Annotated in this window: 14 protein-coding genes and 6 tRNA genes; 2 read left to right on the top strand and 18 right to left on the bottom strand. The window is 39.3% G+C overall.

Annotation, left to right across the window (positions count from 1 at the left end):
• Nucleotides 1-317 precede the first annotated feature (317 nt).
• Nucleotides 318-1,298 (bottom strand): transposase, encoded by a 981-nt coding sequence (locus FCS21_RS03935; RefSeq protein ID WP_138620685.1) that lies wholly within the window; start codon nucleotides 1,296-1,298, stop codon nucleotides 318-320.
• A gap of 213 nt (nucleotides 1,299-1,511) precedes the next feature.
• On the opposite strand from FCS21_RS03935, the gene radD reads away from it, so the two are divergent.
• Nucleotides 1,512-3,362: a DNA repair helicase RadD gene (gene radD / locus FCS21_RS03930; protein WP_138620684.1), complete on the top strand. Its 1,851-nt coding sequence runs from the start codon at nucleotides 1,512-1,514 to the stop codon at nucleotides 3,360-3,362.
• 111 nt (nucleotides 3,363-3,473) lie between these two features.
• Here radD and FCS21_RS03925 read toward each other — a convergent pair.
• From FCS21_RS03925 to FCS21_RS03845, 17 genes are all read right to left on the bottom strand, one after another.
• Nucleotides 3,474-3,563, bottom strand: a tRNA-Ser gene (locus FCS21_RS03925).
• Nucleotides 3,564-3,693: 130 nt separating this feature from the next.
• Complete coding sequence (gene nadA, locus FCS21_RS03920; protein WP_138620683.1) at nucleotides 3,694-4,752, bottom strand: quinolinate synthase NadA; 1,059 nt, start codon at nucleotides 4,750-4,752, stop codon at nucleotides 3,694-3,696.
• Nucleotides 4,753-5,169: 417 nt separating this feature from the next.
• Nucleotides 5,170-5,245, bottom strand: a tRNA-Lys gene (locus FCS21_RS03915).
• Nucleotides 5,246-5,283: 38 nt separating this feature from the next.
• A tRNA-Lys gene (locus tag FCS21_RS03910) sits at nucleotides 5,284-5,359 on the bottom strand.
• Nucleotides 5,360-5,533: 174 nt separating this feature from the next.
• Nucleotides 5,534-5,609, bottom strand: a tRNA-Lys gene (locus FCS21_RS03905).
• A 36-nt stretch (nucleotides 5,610-5,645) separates the two neighbouring features.
• Nucleotides 5,646-5,721: transfer RNA gene (locus tag FCS21_RS03900), tRNA-Lys, on the bottom strand.
• A 119-nt stretch (nucleotides 5,722-5,840) separates the two neighbouring features.
• Nucleotides 5,841-5,916, bottom strand: a tRNA-Lys gene (locus FCS21_RS03895).
• Nucleotides 5,917-6,089: 173 nt separating this feature from the next.
• Nucleotides 6,090-6,893: a tol-pal system protein YbgF gene (gene ybgF / locus FCS21_RS03890; protein ID WP_138620682.1), complete on the bottom strand. Its 804-nt coding sequence runs from the start codon at nucleotides 6,891-6,893 to the stop codon at nucleotides 6,090-6,092.
• 101 nt (nucleotides 6,894-6,994) lie between these two features.
• Entirely contained in the window at nucleotides 6,995-7,540 is a 546-nt protein-coding gene (gene pal, locus FCS21_RS03885; RefSeq protein WP_138620681.1) for a peptidoglycan-associated lipoprotein Pal, read from the bottom strand.
• A 61-nt stretch (nucleotides 7,541-7,601) separates the two neighbouring features.
• The gene (gene tolB / locus FCS21_RS03880) at nucleotides 7,602-8,951 is read right to left on the bottom strand and encodes a Tol-Pal system beta propeller repeat protein TolB (RefSeq protein ID WP_138620680.1); all 1,350 of its coding nucleotides are present in this window, start codon (nucleotides 8,949-8,951) and stop codon (nucleotides 7,602-7,604) included.
• A 175-nt stretch (nucleotides 8,952-9,126) separates the two neighbouring features.
• Entirely contained in the window at nucleotides 9,127-10,089 is a 963-nt protein-coding gene (gene tolA / locus FCS21_RS03875; protein WP_246046984.1) for a cell envelope integrity protein TolA, read from the bottom strand.
• A gap of 1 nt (nucleotide 10,090) precedes the next feature.
• Nucleotides 10,091-10,516, bottom strand: coding sequence for a protein TolR (tolR, locus tag FCS21_RS03870; protein ID WP_138620679.1), 426 nt, complete (start codon nucleotides 10,514-10,516; stop codon nucleotides 10,091-10,093).
• Nucleotides 10,517-10,525: 9 nt separating this feature from the next.
• A complete protein-coding gene (gene tolQ / locus FCS21_RS03865; RefSeq protein WP_138620678.1) occupies nucleotides 10,526-11,212 on the bottom strand; it encodes a protein TolQ in 687 nt (228 codons plus the stop codon).
• A complete protein-coding gene (gene ybgC / locus FCS21_RS03860; protein ID WP_138620677.1) occupies nucleotides 11,202-11,636 on the bottom strand; it encodes a tol-pal system-associated acyl-CoA thioesterase in 435 nt (144 codons plus the stop codon). The genes tolQ and ybgC overlap by 11 nt, the downstream gene beginning before the upstream one ends.
• A gap of 198 nt (nucleotides 11,637-11,834) precedes the next feature.
• Nucleotides 11,835-13,667 carry a DEAD/DEAH box helicase gene (locus FCS21_RS03855; RefSeq protein WP_138620676.1) on the bottom strand — a complete coding sequence of 611 codons (1,833 nt, stop codon included), beginning with the start codon at nucleotides 13,665-13,667 and terminating at the stop codon, nucleotides 11,835-11,837.
• A gap of 706 nt (nucleotides 13,668-14,373) precedes the next feature.
• Nucleotides 14,374-16,791: a Lon protease family protein gene (locus tag FCS21_RS03850; protein ID WP_138620675.1), complete on the bottom strand. Its 2,418-nt coding sequence runs from the start codon at nucleotides 16,789-16,791 to the stop codon at nucleotides 14,374-14,376.
• Between the two features lie 212 nt (nucleotides 16,792-17,003).
• Nucleotides 17,004-17,489 (bottom strand): zinc ribbon-containing protein, encoded by a 486-nt coding sequence (locus FCS21_RS03845; RefSeq protein WP_138620674.1) that lies wholly within the window; start codon nucleotides 17,487-17,489, stop codon nucleotides 17,004-17,006.
• A 397-nt stretch (nucleotides 17,490-17,886) separates the two neighbouring features.
• Between FCS21_RS03845 and leuS the strand changes: the two genes are divergently transcribed.
• The gene (leuS, locus tag FCS21_RS03840; RefSeq protein ID WP_138620673.1) at nucleotides 17,887-20,478 is read left to right on the top strand and encodes a leucine--tRNA ligase; all 2,592 of its coding nucleotides are present in this window, start codon (nucleotides 17,887-17,889) and stop codon (nucleotides 20,476-20,478) included.
• The last annotated feature ends 31 nt before the right edge of the window (nucleotides 20,479-20,509 follow it).

The raw sequence follows: 20,509 nt of genomic DNA, 5'->3' as shown, positions 1-20,509 counted from the left end.
CTCGTCACAATAACACACTGCTGTTGTCTATTTTGCCAAGTTCACCGCTTATTGAGTGAGGTTTTGACTCAACAACGCCTTTTGTCCGATTAAAAATTAATATGAAAATTAATATGCCACCCATGATAAAAACTCGTCACAATAACACACTGCTGTTGTCTATTTTGCCAAGTTCACCGCTTATTGAGTGAGGTTTTGACTCAACAACGCCTTTTGTCCGATAAATTGTCCGAAACTGACTAACTTATTGAATTTTACTCGTAGAGAGATTGTTACGGATAACGTAACCTTAAATTGGCTAACATTAATAAAGAGAGTTATGCGCTATTCAAGCAGGCTTTAGCATTCGCTATACCATGAGTGCGCTGCAGACCCACATGCGCACTAAATTCACATAAGTGCTCGACAGTACCTACCGCACCGGTGAAGGTAGCTTCAAAGTGAGTCGTCAAGGTTAACCAACTTTCATCACTGAGGTGAAGTCTGCTTAGAATATCAGTTACCTCTGCATTGATTACGCCGCGTTTATCTTCTCTAAGTACTCGCCCTGTTTCATCAACCAGTGTTAAATAGTCTTGTAAACTAAAACAAATACCCTTGCCTTGGGTTTGATGTGCATTACCAACAAAGGGTAATAACCTTGCTGGTTGCTTGCCTTTAATGGCGGCTTTGATACGTAATTGAATACTGGTGAAATCAGATTGCTCTGGCGTCGGCGCAATCGCTGCCCGTACTGGGTTTAAATCAACATAAGCCATACACGATAATAACGCCCCTTCATCAAGCAGTGCTTGGGATGTAAAGCGCCCTTCCCAAAAGTGCCCTGTACAGTTATCTTCTCGGTTCGCTTGGCGTGCTATCGGCTCATTGAGTGAGCGCATAAACCAGCTGATATCAATTAACCGCTGCTTGTAAACCTTCGCAGTGCTTTCAACCATGGCGAGTTGAAACTTATCAAGGGCTTGTTTTTTAGCATATTGTTGGGTGAGTAATGTGCCCTTAAATAGCTGATGCCAGCGCATTAATACTTCATCAATTGACCAACTTTTCACTTGCTCACTATCCACATGCAACACTAAATGTAAATGATTATGCATCACCGCATGAGCACAAATATCGATAGCAAAGACTTGAGATAATTGAAACAGTCGCTTTTCAATCCAGCTACGCCTGTGTTCAAAACTGACACCCGTCTCCTTATCTACCCCACATAAAAACGCCTTACGTACCGTGCGACTGCAAAGATGATAATAAGGCGTATCCAATAAACTAATTTGTTGTGAACGAGGCTTCGCCATGACAATCACCAAGCTAAGTAAGAAAAGGTAAAGTAAGTCTAGTGCATTGAGTGAAATATAGACAGGTTGTTATGGGTGGCATGATACGCAGTTATGGGTGGCATGATACGCACCTCAAGCTAATAAAGGTTTAAAGTTGGCTTAACATTTTAGAATTATCCACTCTTTTGCTATTATGACTGCTTTTCTTTCACTATAAGGCAGCAGCACTGCGTGGCAGTTTTTCAACTTAGAGATTATCAACAAGAAGCCGTTTCTGCGGTGCTCAAACACTTTAGAAAAACCAACGAATCTGCGGTGATTGTTTTACCTACGGGCTCAGGTAAAAGTCTGGTAATTGCTGAGCTTGCTCGCTTAGCAAAACGAAAGATACTCGTGCTAACTCACGTTAAAGAATTGGTCGAGCAAAATCATCAAAAATATGAATGTTATGGTGTTACTGCCGGTATTTATTCTGCGGGATTAAAGCTTAAAGAAACTCAGCACCAAGTTACATTCGCCAGCATACAATCGGCGGCCCGCAATCTAGATGATTTCAATGAGCCTTATTCCTTAATTATTATTGACGAATGTCATAGAGTTAATTTAGACAGTGCTGAGCTGTCTAAAAAGGAACTAAAAGAGCAAACACAAGAAACAGCAAGCAAGCTACCCAATAGTAATCAATATCAACAAATCATTGAAAGGTTAATGCAAGTTAATCCCGAAGTAAAATTACTAGGTTTAACCGCAACCCCTTATCGTTTAGGCATGGGCTGGATTTATAAAAAGCATTATCGTGGTTTTATGCGAAGTGAAGAAAAGCGGCCTTTTGAACACTGTATTTATGAACTACCGCTAAATTATTTAATTAAACGCCAGTATTTAACCGAGCCCAATGTAGTCGATGCCACCATAGAACACTATGACTTTAGTAGCCTGCGAACAAATGCTTCTGGCGAATATAGTCCTACAGATATTAATCATCTACTAAACAAAAATCCCCGGGTGACTCAAGGCATTATTGAACAGGTCATTGAGTTGGGTCATAAACGTCAAGGTATTATGGTATTTGCCGCTACCGTTGAACATGCAAAAGAAGTATTTAGTTATTTACCTGCCAAATTGAGTGCGTTAATTACCGGAGCTACCGACAACAATGAGCGCGATAAGTTAATTAAGGCATTCAAACGTAAAGAAATAAAATACCTGGTTAATGTTTCAGTATTAACCACTGGTTTTGATGCGCCCCATGTCGATATGATTGCAATATTACGTCCAACACAATCGGTTAGTCTCTATCAGCAAATCATCGGTCGCGGTCTGCGTTTGAGTGATAACAAAAAAGATTGCTTGGTGATTGACTATACAGGCAATGATTTTGATCTCTATCATCCTGAAGTCGGTGAGAAAAAGCCCAATAGTAAAAGTCAGCCGGTTCAAGTTATTTGCCCAAGTTGTGAATTTCCCAATATATTTTGGGGTATTTGTGATGATGATGGTTATTTAGTGGAGCACTACGGCCGACGATGCCAAGGTCTGATTGATGCTACAGATGAAGAGCAAGCTAGCGAGAGTCAATGTGACTATCGCTTTGTATTTAAAGAATGTCCTCACTGCGGTGGTGAAAATGATATAGCTGCTCGTAACTGTTTACAGTGTCTTGAGGTCTTAGTCGACCCCGATGATATGTTAAAAAAGGCACTACAACTTAAAGATTCAAAAATTATTCGCTGCGCTGGTCTTAATTTAACAAAAGTGAGTGATAAGGGAACTGATAAGTTAAAAATCACTTACCATGACGAGGAAGGCGCTGAACTCAACGAATTTTTTGACTTTGCTAAGCCGAATCAAGTCAAAGCGTTCAATGATATCTTCTCTAAACACCTTAGCGTTAAAATCAGTGTTCAACTGGGGTCAACTGAGTCCTTTGAAGTGAATAATCTACAACAAGCATTACAGCTAGCTAACATATTACCATGCCCGGATTTTGTCATTGCAAGAAAACAAAAGTACTACTGGCGCATTAGAGACAGACTTTTTGACTATCAAGGTAAATACAGAAAAGCCAATGAGCTTAAATAAACTCAATAACCAAATAAAACGGAAGTGATAGTCGCTAAGATGAAATGACTTAATACTATTTCAGAAACAAAAATGGGCACCTCAATAGAGGTGCCCATTTACGTATCAATATGGCGGTGAGCGAGAGATTCGAACTCTCGAAAGGGATAAACCTTTACACGCTTTCCAGGCGTGCGCCTTCAGCCACTCGGCCAGCTCACCAGATTTTACTGCGCTATGGTAAAAAAAAAGCCTCGCAGGTGCAAGGCTATTTTGAGTTAATCGATAAAAAAGGGACTGATTGCTGTTTATTTATTCGTAAAGTGCTTTAAAAGCAAATAAGCTACGAATATTAAGCATTACCTTTTACTTTTAGTTTATTTTCGGCAGCAAAATTAAGCATTCTATTTAAAGGGATTAATGCTTTTGCGATTAAGCTTTCATCAACGTGTATTTCTTTACCCACTGGGCTTACAAGAGCATCATGAATCGATTTAAGACCGTTCATTGCCATCCAAGGGCAACTAGCACAACTTTTACACGTTGCGCCGTTACCGCCCGTTGGGGCGGCTAGAAAGGTCTTGTCTGGATTAGCTTGTTCCATTTTATAAAAAATGCCTTTGTCGGTCGCCACAATAAAGTGGCTATTAGGCATTTCTTGACTGGCTTGAATTAGCTGGCTAGTTGAACCAACGGCATCAGCCATGGCCACAACGTTAGCTGGTGATTCTGGGTGAACAAGTACGGCCGCTTCTGGGTATTGTAGCTTTAACTCACGTAGTGCATTTGCTTTAAATTCATCATGTACAATACAAGCACCCTGCCACATAAGCATTTTGGCACCAGTTTCTTTTTCTATATAGGCACCTAGATGACGGTCAGGCCCCCAAATAATAGGTTTACCCTCACCATCAAGCATATCAACAATTTCTAGCGCGATACTCGACGTTACCACCCAATCAGCGCGTGCTTTAACAGCTGCTGAAGTATTGGCATACACCACGACGGTATGATCAGGGTGAGCATCACAAAAAGCGGAAAATTCTTCAATAGGACAGCCTAAATCTAGTGAACAAGTCGCTTCAAGCTCTGGCATTAAGATACGTTTTTCTGGTGTAAGTATTTTAGCGGTTTCACCCATAAACTTAACACCAGCAACAATTAACGTTTTTGCTGGATGTAGCTTACCAAAACGAGCCATCTCTAGAGAGTCTGCAACACAACCACCAGTTTCTTCAGCAAGCGCTTGAATTTCTGGGTCGGTATAATAATGTGCTACCAATACCGCATTTTTTTCAATTAAGAGCTGTTTTATTTTTTCTTTATATTGTGCCTTCTCTTCAATGGCTAAAGGTGTTGCCATGGCTGGAATTTGATAATCAAAATCTACCGCAATATTACTTACACTCATGGATTCTCTCTAATTCAGGACACGTAAAAACCTAGCAATTATAAGGTAAACTAATGCTAATGTGTAGTAGAAATAATTATAGCTATTTTATTGAAGTGATTACCCTTGCAGCGCTCTATTAGTAAGCTATAGCTACGTACCAAGTTAAGGCTTCTAAGGTGACTTAATGTGTAACAGAGCAATAAATAATAACTTTCATCAGCAATCTACCCGAAGTATTTAACGCTTCGAATAACTAGACTCGTGGTTAAAAGCCTCGGCTATTTCTAGAGAATTACATAGGATATAAAGATTATTTTTTATCAGGAGTGGTCGGCCGTGAAGGATTTGAACCTTCGAATAACTAGACTCGTGGTTAAAAGCCTCGGCTATTTCTAGAGAATTACATAGGATATAAAGATTATTTTTTATCAGGAGTGGTCGGCCGTGAAGGATTTGAACCTTCGACAAATTGGTTAAAAGCCAACTGCTCTACCAACTGAGCTAACGGCCGTTCCTGATAATGATAAGTAAATAATAGTGTTGTTGAATTGGTCGGCCGTGAAGGATTTGAACCTTCGACAAATTGGTTAAAAGCCAACTGCTCTACCAACTGAGCTAACGGCCGATTCAAGCGAACTATTTTTCTATTTACTTGCTCCATTATTTATTGGTAATAGTATTCTATAAATAACTCTAAATAAGCTGATATATAAAAAACTTTTACAATAAACTATCATCATAATAACAGTTATTATGGAGACTTTTATTAAAACAATAAGTATTACTTAAAGTTTTGAATTGGTCGGCCGTGAAGGATTTGAACCTTCGACAAATTGGTTAAAAGCCAACTGCTCTACCAACTGAGCTAACGGCCGAATGCATAATTTGAGTAAATTGTAATATTCTTGAATTGGTCGGCCGTGAAGGATTTGAACCTTCGACAAATTGGTTAAAAGCCAACTGCTCTACCAACTGAGCTAACGGCCGATTCAAGCGAACTATATTCAATTTACTGCTCAATTACCTTCATCAATACGCCTTATGCTAAAACGATTGCGATAACGAGTCTTGCTATTCAAGCGTAAGTCAATACTTAACATTTGAATTGGTCGGCCGTGAAGGATTTGAACCTTCGACAAATTGGTTAAAAGCCAACTGCTCTACCAACTGAGCTAACGGCCGACGTTGCATTGAGTTACTGCTTCAGTGCGGGGCATATAATACTTATAATTTTTTCAAGTGCAACAATAAACTCTGTTTTTTTTAATATTATTTTCTGTTCGCATACTTTCCCAGCAATACGCTAGTTTTATACACAACAAAGTGGCGATTATTGCAACAGATTCATCAGTGGCTTAATTCGTTAAACTACTTAAACGAGGTTTTGCCAGTTTCCCCGCGGTCGAATCTGGATATTCTTTTAATAGTTGTTGATAAATAGTAATGGCTTTTTGGCTATTATTTTGTTTTTGAGCAATCATAGCAAGCTTCAATAAAGCATCAGGACGCTTAGTTGAGGCTTTATGTTTAGTAACGACCACATCAAAAGCTTGGTTAGCTTGGTCAAGTTCGCCTTGATTAAACAATAATTGACCTAACCAGTAATGAGCATTAGGTGCATAACTAGAGTCTGGAAAGCTTTTATTAAAGGCTTCAAATTCAATAATGGCTTGCTTATAGCTTTTATCTTTTAACACTAAGTTCAGTGCGCGATCGTAGCTTTCGTTTTCAGTAAGGTTATCACTGTAACTTGTCGTACTTACACTACTGTCTGCAACGACGCTAACTCCAGTATTGATGTTGCTAGCTGAGGGAGGTGTTTTAGCCGTTAGCTCAATGACTTCATTAACGCGTCTATCAATTTCTTGATAAATTTCTCGCTGGCGCGCTAATACTTCGCTTAATTGGTGGCTATGTAATTCGGTGACACCGCGAAGCTCATTAACTTCTGTGTGTAGTGAGTCCAATTGACGTTGGATATTAACTTGTGCCTTATTACGAGAGTCTAACTTACGTGATAAGGTGTTCAACTGCTCAGTTAACGCGGCAGAGTCAATAGCATTGGCGTTAACATCTATCACTGGCGCTTTAGCTACAGCTAACGCACTAACTGTGCTAGCTGTAAACATCATGCCAAATAAAACTTTTTTGAGTTTCATTTAGTTACCTATTTAATTACTGTAGTTACCTACTAAGAGACACATAGTTTACTAGCTATAGTGCCTCTTAGTAGGTATATCTTAGTAGGTACTAATACGTACTAGTAAACCAGTACCGCACGACGATTTTTAGTGAAAGCATCTTCACTACGATCTTTAATCATTGGTTTTTCTTCGCCATAGCTAACAACCGTTAATTGGCTAGCTTCAACACCCATGTTTTCTAAATAGGTTACTACAGATTTAGCACGACGTTCACCTAACGCAATGTTGTACTCAGGTGTGCCACGTTCATCAGCGTGACCTTCAACTAATACTTTGACACCTGGATTAGCGTTTAAAAATGTTGCGTGAGCATCTAGTACCGCAGAGTACTGTTGGTTAACATTTGACACGTCAAAATCAAAATAAATAATATGTTCAGAGCGTAAATTTTCTAATTCTTGGCGTTTTTGCTCTTCAATTTCAGCGGCACGTTTTGCAGCTGTTACTTGTACGCTATCTTGTGCTTCTTGAGCATTTTGAGTCACTTGAGCATTCGTATCTACTTGGCTGTTCTCATCAGTATCTGAGTTTGAGCTACAAGCTGATAAAACGGTAAGAGGTAAAGCAATTGCTAAGCATTTTACTATGTTATTAAAGCGCATTTTATTTTTCCTTTGTTCGAAATTTTAAGTTAAAAATCAATTGTTTTTTCATATCTTATTATTATAAAAATGGCGACCAAGCAGGCGCTTTCACTTGACCATCAAGTGCAGGCAATCTTGCTTTAAATCGACCATCTACCGACACTAAACCCAATACTTGTCGATTATTATGTAAAGTACTGTATATGATCATACCGCCATTGGGCGAAACACTTGGTGACTCATCTAAACGAGTTTCGGTTAGCACTTGAAATAACCCTGAGGCTAATTCCTGTTTAGCTAAACGATATTGGCCACCCGTTCTGTTGACCATAATCAGTTGTTTACCATCAGGTGTTATCGAACCTCCTAGGTTCATTTCGCCGTCAAAGGTTAAACGTCTTACTTTGCCCCTTGCTAAATCTACGCGATATAGCTGTGGTTTTCCACCCCGTTCTGAACTAAATATCAATGATTTACCATCTGGAGTCCAACTTGGTTCAGTATCTATGGCTCTATTGCGAGTAATACGACGTAATGCTTTGGTTGCTAAATCCATTATATACAAGTCAGGGTTACCATCTTTTGATAATACCATGGCCATACTTTTACCATCAGGCGAGAAACGTGGCGCACTATTAATGCCGGTAAAGGAGCTAATTAGCTTTCTCTCACCCGTATAAATATCAATAGTATGAATTTGCGCTTGTTGATTTTCAAATGAAACATACGCTAATTGTTCACCGTTAGGACGCCAAGATGGCGACATCAATGGTTCTTTTGAACTTAACAGTACATGCTCATTAAAACCATCGTAATCGGCAAAAGCCAATTGATAAGGATATGTTCCTTGATCCCGCACAATAACATAAGCAATTTTACTTAAAAAAGCGCCTTTACTGCCGGTAAGCTTTTCATAAATAACATTACTGATACTATGCGCATAACGACGCGTTTGACTCAGCTCAATATTGGCACTACTTTGCGCCAATATATGATCTTTAGTGTTAACAAGTTCGCCATTACTGAGCATTGAGGTTTCTCCGCCAGTAATTTGTCCACGTATTACATCAACAAGTTGATAACTGACTTGATATCGACTCGGCGCAATTTCACTAATTTTACCAATAACTACTGCCTCTGCCCCTAAAGTTGCCCAAGCACTGTAATCGATATTTTTAGCATCAGAGAGTGTTTGTGGAAATTTATCTTGGGCAATAGGGCTGAATTTTCCGCTGCGTAGTAAATCATCACTGATAACTTTAGATAACGACTCTGGACGTTCGCCTACCCCCTGCCATTGAAAAGGAACAATGGCTATGGGTCTAGCGCTATCTACGCCACCTGTAATAACAATTTCTAATGCGGCTATTGCGTTCGCTGAGCTTAATGCAATAAAGGCACTTAACACAACTTTTGATAATAATTTCATAGTTCTTAGTACTTCCTTTAAGTAGTTTTTTGTAAAAACTACTTGGATTAAACGAGTTAATAAGCAGTAAGTAAAAATAAAGCCTGTATGGTTAACACGCTAACCTTAACATTCTGGCTTTAAGGTTATTACTTTAAAAAGGTTATCTTAAAACGATTACTTTAAAAGTGTCATTTTAAAATTCTGGTATTACCGTTACCGCCAGTTTACGCATTGCTTTAAAGACTTCAGGGTCTTTCGATACGGGTAAATTACCGGCTTTACCAATCGCGATGGTCGCAGCATCACACACCACTTTATCACCTTGAGCTATCTTAACATTGATAACAAAACCCGAAGGCGCCAATGTAATAGTTAACCGACACGATTTACCTGCCATGGTACTGCGGTCTTTAATCATACGTTGATTAATACTTTGGGTGATCAAGGCAGAGTAACGCTCTATTTCCGTCATAACCTGTTGCGTTCTTGCTTGATTACGACGCGCCATTTCATCGGCCATTTGTTGTGCTAACATAGCATCTTGTGCCGCTTTTTCTTTTGCTGCAATTTCAGCTCGTTTACGTTCTTCAATTTTTTTCAGACGTAATGCTTCTGCTTCTTTTGCTGCAGCCTCTTCTTGTAAGCGTTTAGATCTAGCATTGGCAGCGGCTTCTTCAGCTTCTTGTTTTTCTTGCTCTTTTTTCTTACGTATTGCTTCGGCTTTTTCGGCTTTAATTTTAGCTGATTTAGCTTCTGCGTCTGCTTTAACTTTTTCTTGCTCTTTTATCTTACGCTGTTTTTCTAGTTTTTTAATGCGAGCTTCTTCATTAGCGCGACGCCTTTTAGCTTCGGCAGCTCGATTTTCAGCGGCTTTAATACGTTTATTTTCTGCATCAAGCTGGTCGGTTTTTTGTTGCTTTATTTTATTAACTGCGCGATCAAGTGTTGCCTTATCAATAACAACGGCTTTAATCGGCTCACCTGGTTGCTTTGCTGGCGTAGGCTTAGGTTTAGGCGGGGAAGAAAAGTCTCCCGCCAGTAAACCAATGACTAAAAGCGCATGTAAAGCAATACTTAGTCCTAACGCTTTAGAATAAGGCACAGTGTTTTTTTTACTTGCTGTAGCTGTAGTAGGTACCGTAGATTGCTCAGTCACACTAATTCTCCACCGAGTCTGTCATTAAACCAACAGACGGAACACCTGCTACGGTTTGTAGTAACACCATCAGCTGTATAACAGCGTCGTATGATACCGCGCCATCACCATTAACCACAACCGGCGTTCCAGGTTCAACAGCTAAATGTGCTTTAACTAATACCGCGACTTCTGTTGCAGACATTGGCTCTTTATCATTAGCACCCACCGTTAAGTAATAACGACCTTGTGCGTCAACACTCGCAACTAAAGGAGGTTTACTGTCCTCATCAAGCGGCTCTGCTTCTGCTTGTGGTAAATCAACTTTTACCCCTTGTGTTATTAATGGTGCGGTTACCATAAAAATAATTAATAACACCAACATGACATCAATGTAAGGAACAACATTTATTTCAGCCACTTTGCGGCGCCTAACTCTTTGGTACATAATAACGTCCTATTTAGTAGATTGCTCAGTAGCTGATTGACGTTGTAAAATACTTGAGAATTCATCCATAAAGTTACCGTAACTATTTTCTAGCTTTTCAACTTTATGACTAAAACGGTTAAACGCAATAACCGCTGGAATAGCGGCAAATAAGCCCATTGCTGTGGCGATTAATGCTTCAGCAATACCTGGGGCAACCATAGCAAGCGTTGCTTGTTTTACTGCGCCCAAGGCAATAAATGAATTCATAATACCCCATACCGTACCAAACAAACCAATATAAGGGCTAATAGAGCCCACGGTAGCCATAAAAGGTAAGTGGGTTTCTAAACTATCAATTTCACGAGATAAGGCAACGCGCATCGCTCTGTTGGTACCATCAACAATGACTTGTGGGTTATCTATATGACTACTTCTTAAACGGGCAAATTCTTTAAAACCAGCAACAAATAAACTCTCAACGCCTTGTATTACTGGTTTGGCACTGGTTTCACTGTAAAGTTTACCTAGATCAGCACCACTCCAGAACTTATCTTCAAATACTGTTAACTGGTTCTCTGCGGTCTGTAAAATTTTCCGACGTTGAAAAATCATCGCCCAACACACGACAGAAAAGGTAAGTAAAATAAACATAACAAATTGCACTAATATGCTTGCTTCTAAAAATAAATCTAAAATAGAGATTTCAGCTGACACGTTTAAACGCTCCTAGTATTAATTCGGGTATAGCACAGGGTTTATGTAGACTTAAATCAACGCAAGCAATGCGTATTGTCGCCGTACATAATACTTTTTGGTCATGATTGATGACTTGTTGTTGAAACACTAAACTGGCCCGTTTCAACTGTATAATGCGTGATTGAACCATCACTAAATCATCGAGTTTAGCTGACGCAAGATGCTCCATATCGACTTTTTTGACCACAAAGCCTAGTTTTTGTTGCAAAAATGCTTCTTGGCTGACACCTATTTCTCTAAGCCACTCTGTTCTAGCTCGCTCAAAAAATTTTAAATAATTGGCATAATAAACTATCCCCCCTGCATCGGTATCTTCGTAATAAATACGAACAGCAAAATTATGGGGTATTTTCTCGCTAAAAGTAGTGGTGACTTCGGGCATTATTCTTAGGTCAGTGGCTAGGTTATTAAGTGCCTCTATAGTAATAGATAAAGCCTTAAGCAAACAAGCTAGCAGAGATAAAAATTTAGCTTTTTAGGTTAAATAACCGATTGTTACTAACAAAAAACAAAAAAAGCGCCAAAAGGCGCTTTTTTATAGTAAAACTATTAACATAAATTAATGTTTAGTTAGTTTTAATTAGTTATGACGTGGTGCTTTTTCAGTACGACGAGCCGGACGAGGTTGATTAACCACCGCTTCATCTGACGTAGTGATAGCAAGCGGTTGACGACGAACACGCACACCTTTTAATTGATTAAACAAGTCCGTTGGAATACCTTTAGGTAATTGAACAAAGCTGTGTTTATCATGTAAGTTAATCGCACCAATATAGCTGCTATCTAAAGAAATTTCATTGGCGATTGCGCCAACGATATCACCTGGACGTGCACCATGCTCTTTACCTACTTCTAGTCGGTATGTTTGCCAATCAACATCGCTGCGGTTCACTTTAGCTTTACGTGGTTTTTCTTCACGGTTGCTACGGTTGTCACCACCACGTGTATCTCTGCGGCTCTCATTACTACGGCTATTACGATCATTGCCGCGACTATTACGGTCATTGCGGTCATTGCGCTCACTACCACGGTCGTTACGTTCACGAGCATCGCGACGAGGTTTAGGATCTTCTTTTGGTTGTAATGGTTGCTTCATTTGCTTTTGGAAAAGTAACGCTGCCGCAAGGTCAATCATCGATACTTCAGATTCAGCAGCCATACCTTCAACAATCTCACGCATCGCTGAGATATCTTTATCAGCAATAATACTTGCTACTTCAACGCGAGTACGCTCAATACGTATTTTACCAATTTCTTGAATATTTGGTAAATCGTAGTTAAGTACTGTACCCGATGTTAAGCGCTCATAATGACGAATTGAGTACATTTCACGTGGGCGTACAAAAGCAATTGACGTACCTTCACGACCAGCACGGCCTGTACGACCAATGCGGTGAACATAAGCTTCATTATCACCTGGTAAGTCATAGTTAATAACCAATGAAATACGTGGAATATCTAAACCACGGGCAACAACATCAGTCGCGACTAAAATAGAAGACTTACCTGATTTCATTTGATCAATACAACGTTCACGTTGTGCTTGGTTCAAATCACCATTAAGTGCTAATGCTGGGTAACCAGCACGCTCTAATTTTTCAGCAATATCAACGGTGTCATTACGAGTACGCACAAAAATAATCATGGCGTCGTATTCAACAACTTCAGCAATACGTTCTAAAGCGGTCATTTTAGTAATGCCACTCACTTTCCAAGCGTATTGAGTAATGTTAGCTTTTGCTTTTTTAACCGCAGCCACTTTAATGTGTTCTGGATCTTTTAAGAAGCGGTTAGCAATTTTACGAATTGCTGGTGGCATAGTCGCAGAGAACAAACACATTTGGCTGGTTTTTGGTATATGATCCAAAATCCATTGAATGTCTTCTAAAAAGCCCATGTTTAACATTTCATCTGCTTCATCAAGCACACAAACACGTAATTCATCTAATTTAAGGCTTTTGCGACGTAAGTGGTCCATTAAGCGACCCGGCGTACCAACAACAACTTGTGCTCCACGCTCTAGTTGTTGAAATTGTGGTCCATAAGATTGACCACCGTACAAAGTAGCAACACGTAAACCTTTCATGTCTTTACCAAACGATTCAATCGCTTCTGCAACTTGCATGGCTAATTCACGTGTTGGTGCTAATACCATTAATTGTGGTTTTCTAATTGATGTATCAATTTTTGCTAACGCTGGTAAGCCAAACGCAGCTGTTTTACCGGTACCCGTTTGTGCTTCACCTAAAACATCTTTACCTTCAAGTAAAGGTGGAATAGTCAATGCTTGAATATCGGTAGCAGAGGTAAAACCAATAGAAAGAACAGCGGATAATAAGTTTTCAGGTAAGCCTAAAGAGGCAAATTCTACAGGTACAGGTACAGTTTCAGTTTCAGTTTTTTGATCGGTCATAAATAATTTTCATCTTCGCAAGGCAGGCGTATTACTTGGGCGTAACTACTTTTTGGGCGTTATTATAAAAACCAATGGTAAAGCTACCGCTAAGTTAACTATTAGTTAATTAACTGTGCTCATACAACAATTGATTTAAATTGCTAAGTCTTAACCTGCGTAAATATATACGAGGAAACCACCAGGAAGACTTTAGGCGCATAGCGTTCTGTTGACGCTACATTTCTTGCTAATTCTAGGAGTGAATCAGCTGGCAAGTCTATTGGGCGGTAAAACCCCACTCATTTCGATATACTTATACGTCCGTTAAACTATGCTAATAACTATCATTGATAGCGCTAGCTAGTAGGTATAAGTAAGCCACTTTTAGGCTAGTGTTAGTTGAATTACTAAGCAGTAGATTGAATAGTTTACTAAGTATTTATTAGATAATACTAAGTATTGGCTAATAAAGTAGATTACGTTCATTCAATCTATCATCGAGGCGCGCATTATACAGAGATCAGATGAGTAGGCAAGGTTTTTATAATATAAACACTAAATAATCTCACTTGGCTAGCGTTAAGTTTGTTGCTGAGTCTGTATTAATTGGATTAACTTTACTTAAGTCAAATGGTTATTACTTTATTGGAATAGCACGACACGTTATCAATGTGTCGTGCTATTTTTGACTTTATGCTAAGTGGTATTATATAACTAATAGCAATTACTCGTCATCGCCTGCCAGTATATCGGCAAATTTTTCGAGCTTATCTAATGCTAAGCCATGAATTGATTTACGTGGATAACGCCCTGTTTTGCTGATAACACCCGCCTCGGCATTCATTAATAGCTCTAATGCTTGATCAATAGTTTCAACAGCATGTATAGCAAACTCTCCACGTGATACTGCATTAATCACTTCATCATTAAGCATTAAGTTGATGACATTCGTTTTCGGGATAATAACACCTTGCTTACCCGTTAAGCCTTTGTCTTGGCAAAGTTGAAAGAAGCCTTCTATTTTTTCGTTCACACCGCCAATAGATTGTACTTCACCATGTTGGTTAATAGAGCCTGTTATCGCAAGGCTCTGATCTATTGGTAATAAAGTAATAGAAGAAATAAGCGCACACAGTTCAGCCATAGAAGCACTATCACCATCAATATGGCCATAAGACTGCTCGATGGCAATATTAGCAGAAATACTTACCGCAAAGTTTTGTCCATATTTATGCCCTAAATAACCAGTTAACAATAAAACGCCTTTAGAGTGAATAGACTTACCTAAATCTACTTCGCGTTCAATGTCTGTCACCCCTTCACTCCCAGCGTAAACCGTTGCGGTTATACGAGCAGGCGTACCAAAAATACTATCGCCAATTTCAAGTACTGTTAAGCCATTAACCTTACCGATAAATTCACCTTCGGTATTAATTAATACTTGTTGCTCTTTAATTTCGCTAAGCCAAGTTTCACTTAATCGGCCAATGCGACGTTTTTTCGCTGCCTGCGCTAAAGCAATGTGCTCTGAAGTTAGTAAGCCTTTACCCCCTTGTTTTTCCCAACAGTAATTGGCTTCATCAAGTAAATCATTCACTTGGACAATATTGGCTGAAATTTTATGTTTATGCTCGCCTCGTCTAAGTGCGTAACGTACTAAAGCTAATACGGCATCGTCACTAACCTCTGGGTAATTATTTTTGGTAGCACGCAGCCTAATAAGTTCACCAAAAGCGATTAAGTTACTATCAGTTTTATCGAGGTGGCGATCAAAATCTGCTAACACTCGAAAGAGCTCAGTAAACTCTTGATCATAATCTTGTAAGGTATAATAGATTTCAGCATCGCCGAGTAGAATGACTTTTACTTGTAACGGAATTTTACTCGGCTGTAAGCTATAACCACTTGAGGGGCTAAATTCAGCATACGGGTTTTCAATGGTAATTTGTTGCGTTTTTAATGCTAACTTCAAACGTGACCAAACTACAGGTTGGCTTAACAATTTTTCTGCATCTAATAATAAATAACCACCATTAGCTTTGTGTAATGCGCCAGGTCTTATTAACCGATAGCTGCTATAACTACCGCCTTGAAAACTGGTCACGTCAACATGACCAAACAGATTTTGATAGGTAGGATTTTGCTCATAAACAACGGGCGCACCTTGGGTACTGTTACGAGGTACCAATAAATTAGGCAAAAAATACTCTACCATTAATTTACGTAACTCTTTATCTGTTGGCGCATCATCAGCTTCAGTAACCAGCACTTCTAGCGCCACATCAATAACATGACCTTTGACTTTAGCTAAATAATCTATGATACCTTTATTGTCACTAAACTCTTGCTCTAGCTCTTTAATGTAAGGCTCTATTGCTTTTTCAGCGGTGTCATTTTTAAGCTTTTTTAATTGTTCAAAAGAAAGGCGTTTCCATAAAGGCAGCTCTAATAATTGCTCTGACAATACATTTTCTAATTCATTTAACGATTGATAAAAATTAGTACGATCGGTTTCAGATAAATTAGTGAAATCTTTATCACTTAATGGTTTGCCGTCAACTAAAGGTGAAAAGCCAACTTCACCATTTTCTTCATATAAAATAACATTTTTCTTAAGTGCCAGCTCTTCTACCACGGCAATCGCTTGATCGTATTTTTGATTAAACTCTCTATCGATAGCCGATTTTTGTCGTTGATAGTTAGGGTTATCAAATATCTCTGGAAATAAGCTCAGTAAAACATCAATAAATTTGTTCATACTCTGTAATAGCTTTTTACCGCCACCTGGTTTAACAGATAACGTTAAAGGAATATGGCTTTCATCAAAGTTATTGGTATAACACCATTCATCAGGTGAGGCTTGCTCGCTGGCAAGCGAAGTTAACATTTGCTTGATTAATGTTTGTCGCCCGGTGCCATGCTCGCCCAGCGCAAAAACATTAAAACCAATAGCAGACATAGACAAGCCAAACGCTAAAGCCTCTTTTGCTCTTTCATGACCAACAAAAGTTTGTTTAGTAACATCATCTTCTTTATCGGCTATTATTTTGTCCGGTGAAAATAATGATGCTGATAAAGGAGAGGTGAGTTCATTAACACCAAGGCGAGTTTTATCTGCAAGGCAAGCAAGAGTTTCTGTCATGTAAATCCTTTAAGGAGCGTTATTGCGTATCGCTCCTACTAATGAAGTATCGAGTTATGTCGAAAATATATGGTCTAAATTTTGGCGCTAGTGTACTTGCTAGTATTTATACTAACAAGTTGATTTTATAAGCGTCTACCACAAATGCCTACAGAGACTTTTACAGTAAACAGGCATAAATGCCGTGCGAAACGACGTAAAGCAATACAGGGTTAAGGATTAAGAGGTAGGCGGATAAAATCTTTTGAGCCACAGTGAGCGCAATCAGCAATTTCACTAAAATGCATCACGGTGGTTATTTCATCACACTGTTCGCACTGTAATTCGCCAAAACCAATAAAATCACCACTTTTATAGACACCGTCATGATTAAAATCATCAACAAGCTCAGCCCACTCTACTTGTGATTTATCGGTTAATTTAGCGAGGTTATCCCACAAGGTTTCATTTAATAACCCTAAGTAAACCGAGTCTTCAACTTGTTTTCTATTTAACTGATAAAAGTCATGTAAATCATATTTTAAATTATCAGTAAATTGCTGCAGTTTTTCTTCAGACATAGTTTCAGCTGCCTCTGCATATAACTTAGCTTGCTTAATAAATTCATCAATGTGTGGTTTTTGCTCAACTTTTACTTCCGTTAACCAATCATTGAGTTTTCTATAAATATCAGCAAAGTAATCATTTTGTGGTGTCATTAATATTCTCCCTTACACGTTGAACTTCTCTATAGGGTAAGTATAGGAAAAGTTATGGCTTATACCTAAACGACTTCAAGATGCACAATTACGCTGCACTTAGAAATTTTTCTAACCCAGCCCTTGGGTACACCTGAGCAAAACATGCCCCTGGTTGCCCCTTTTTATAGGGGAATGCCCGCCAATAAAAAAAGCCACCTTGATGATGATTCGCTCGACCATCCTTAAACTCACATCTGGAAGTGGTTTGGGTATGTATATAATTATACTTGTTGTTACCCCGTCACATAAGGTATTCTACTGCCATAATATAACGTCTGTTTGACTGCTATTTATTCAATTTCACACCAGCGAGCAAACAAATTAAAACACCTTAAAAGCATTAGAGAAAACCTTAATGGAAGCCATTTATAATCCCCAAGCGATTGAAGCTACAGTACAAAAATTTTGGACTGATAACAACACCTTTCAAGCCATTGAAAACCCAGATAAAGAAAAATATTATTGCTTAGCCATGTTTCCTTATCCAAGTGGCCGACTACACATGGGTCATGTACGTAACTACAGCTTAGGTGATGTTATTTCTCGCTACCAACGTATGCAAGGCAAAAATGTTATGCAGCCTATGGGATGGGATGCTTTTGGCTTACCGGCAGAAAACGCAGCAATTAAAAACAAAACTGCACCAGGTAAATGGACTTACGAAAATATTGATTACATGCGTAATCAATTGCAATCACTTGGTTTTGGCTATGACTGGAACCGTGAGTTAGCAACCTGTAAACCTGATTACTACCGCTGGGAACAATGGTTTTTCACACAACTTTTTGAAAAAGGTTTAGTTTACAAGAAAAATGCCACGGTAAACTGGGACCCGGTTGATCAAACCGTGTTAGCCAATGAGCAAGTTATTGACGGTAGAGGCTGGCGTTCAGGCGCCATGGTTGAACGAAAACAAATTCCACAATGGTTTATTAAAATTACTGACTATGCGGAAGAGTTACTTGAAGATTTAGACAAACTAACCGAGTGGCCTGAGCAAGTAAAAACTATGCAACGTAACTGGATTGGTCGTTCTCAAGGTGTTGAGATGACTTTTGCTGTTGCCGACTCAACTGATAGTTTTGATATTTACACCACCAGACCTGATACCTTAATGGGCGTTACTTATGTCGCCTTAGCGGCGCAACATCCATTAGCGCTTGCTGCAGCAGCAGATAATGCCGAGCTAGCGGCATTTATTGAAGAGTGTAAAAGCAGTAAAACCACCGAAGCTGACATGGCTGCCATGGAAAAGAAAGGTGTTGATACCGGCCTTAAAGCAATTCACCCACTTACCGGTAAATTAGTCCCGGTGTGGGCGGCAAACTTTGTGTTAATGGATTATGGCTCAGGTGCTGTTATGTCAGTACCTGCACACGATCAACGTGATTATGAGTTTGCACTTAAGTATGGTTTAGCCATTGAGCAAGTGGTTGCTGGACAAGAGTCTGATGATATTAATAAGGCTGCTATTACAGAAAAGTCAACCTTGATCAATTCAGGTGAATTTGACGGTTTAGATTTCGATCAAGCTTTTAAAGCGATAAGCGATAAGCTGATTAGTGAAAATAAAGGTAAAACCACCACTAATTACCGTTTACGTGATTGGGGGGTTTCTCGTCAACGTTATTGGGGCACGCCAATCCCAATGATTAACCTTGCTAACGGTGAGTCGGTACCGGTTCCGGCCAGTGAATTACCGGTTGTACTGCCAGAAGATGTGGTCATGAATGGTACCACTTCCCCTATTAAAGATGATCCCCAGTGGGCAAAAACCACTTATAACGGTGAAGACGCGTTACGGGAAACCGATACGTTTGATACCTTTATGGAATCTTCTTGGTATTACGCTCGTTACTGTTCACCTAATGATGACAGTCAAATGATTGATCCCGCTAAAGCAAATTATTGGTTACCTGTAGATCAGTACATTGGTGGTATCGAGCATGCTATTTTACATTTACTTTACTCACGCTTTTTCCATAAGTTATTACGTGATGTCGGTTTAGTTGATTGTGACGAACCCTTTAAAAAGCTGTTATGTCAAGGCATGGTGTTAGCAGAAACCTATTATCGTGAAGCGGACAATGGCGCACAGGAATGGATTGCCCCCGCAAATGTCACGGTAGAGCGTGATGACAAAGGCCAAATTATTTCATCAATCAGTAAAATTGATGGTCAACCTGTGTTATCTGCAGGTATGAGTAAAATGTCAAAATCGAAAAACAATGGTATTGACCCACAAGAAGTTATTGAGAAATACGGCGCTGATACGGTGCGTTTATTTATCATGTTCACTTCACCACCAGAGCAAACGTTAGAATGGTCTGATGCTGGCGTTGAAGGCGCTCATCGCTTTGTTAAACGTGTTTATAAATTAGCCCATGATTTTGTTGAAAGTACTCATGATTCCGCTGTTGTGGATATGAACTCATTAACGTTAAACGCTGGTCATAAAAAGCTACGTCGTGAATTACATAAAACGATTGCTAAAGTAACTGATGACATTGGTCGTCGTAATACCTTTAATACTGCTATTGCCGCGATTATGGAATTAATGAATCATTTGGGCAAAGCTAAATTAACCAGTGATGAAGACAAAGCGGTTATGCAAGAAGCGGTTCGTGCTGTGGTATTAATGTTAACCCCAATTACCCCGCATTTATGTCACCACTTATGGCAGTTAGTGGGGAATAGCGAGTGTCATGTTGAAGATGCTAGCTGGCCTATCGTTGACGATAGCGCATTAGTCGAAGATGAAAAGCTTATTATCGTACAAGTTAATGGCAAAGTCCGTGCAAAACTTACCGTCGCTGCTGATGCCACTAAAGAAACTGTTGAAGCACTGGGTTTAGCGGATGAAAGTGTGTTGAAATTTACTACGGGAAATACCATACGCAAAGTTATTTATATTCCAGGTAAACTACTTAATATTGTTGCCAACTAGTTGTTTGTCACTTATGTGCCTGCTACTAATG

The sequence above is a fragment of the Colwellia ponticola genome (genome assembly GCF_005885605.1).
GTDB classification, from domain to species: domain Bacteria; phylum Pseudomonadota; class Gammaproteobacteria; order Enterobacterales; family Alteromonadaceae; genus Colwellia; species Colwellia ponticola.
Note: the sequence above shows the minus strand (reverse complement) of the source record. Positions and strands in the feature narration are given on the sequence as shown.

Bases quoted from the DNA above. Each gene is read 5' to 3' on its own strand.
- FCS21_RS03935 (WP_138620685.1), bottom strand. From the start codon at position 1,298: ATGGCGAAGCCTCGTTCACAACAAATTAGTTTATTGGATACGCCTTAT.
- nadA (WP_138620683.1), bottom strand. From the start codon at position 4,752: ATGAGTGTAAGTAATATTGCGGTAGATTTTGATTATCAAATTCCAGCC.
- ybgF (WP_138620682.1), bottom strand. From the start codon at position 6,893: ATGAAACTCAAAAAAGTTTTATTTGGCATGATGTTTACAGCTAGCACA.
- pal (WP_138620681.1), bottom strand. From the start codon at position 7,540: ATGCGCTTTAATAACATAGTAAAATGCTTAGCAATTGCTTTACCTCTT.
- tolB (WP_138620680.1), bottom strand. From the start codon at position 8,951: ATGAAATTATTATCAAAAGTTGTGTTAAGTGCCTTTATTGCATTAAGC.
- tolR (WP_138620679.1), bottom strand. From the start codon at position 10,516: ATGTACCAAAGAGTTAGGCGCCGCAAAGTGGCTGAAATAAATGTTGTT.
- ybgC (WP_138620677.1), bottom strand. From the start codon at position 11,636: ATGCCCGAAGTCACCACTACTTTTAGCGAGAAAATACCCCATAATTTT.
- FCS21_RS03855 (WP_138620676.1), bottom strand. From the start codon at position 13,667: ATGACCGATCAAAAAACTGAAACTGAAACTGTACCTGTACCTGTAGAA.
- FCS21_RS03850 (WP_138620675.1), bottom strand. From the start codon at position 16,791: ATGACAGAAACTCTTGCTTGCCTTGCAGATAAAACTCGCCTTGGTGTT.
- FCS21_RS03845 (WP_138620674.1), bottom strand. From the start codon at position 17,489: ATGACACCACAAAATGATTACTTTGCTGATATTTATAGAAAACTCAAT.
- leuS (WP_138620673.1), top strand. From the start codon at position 17,887: ATGGAAGCCATTTATAATCCCCAAGCGATTGAAGCTACAGTACAAAAA.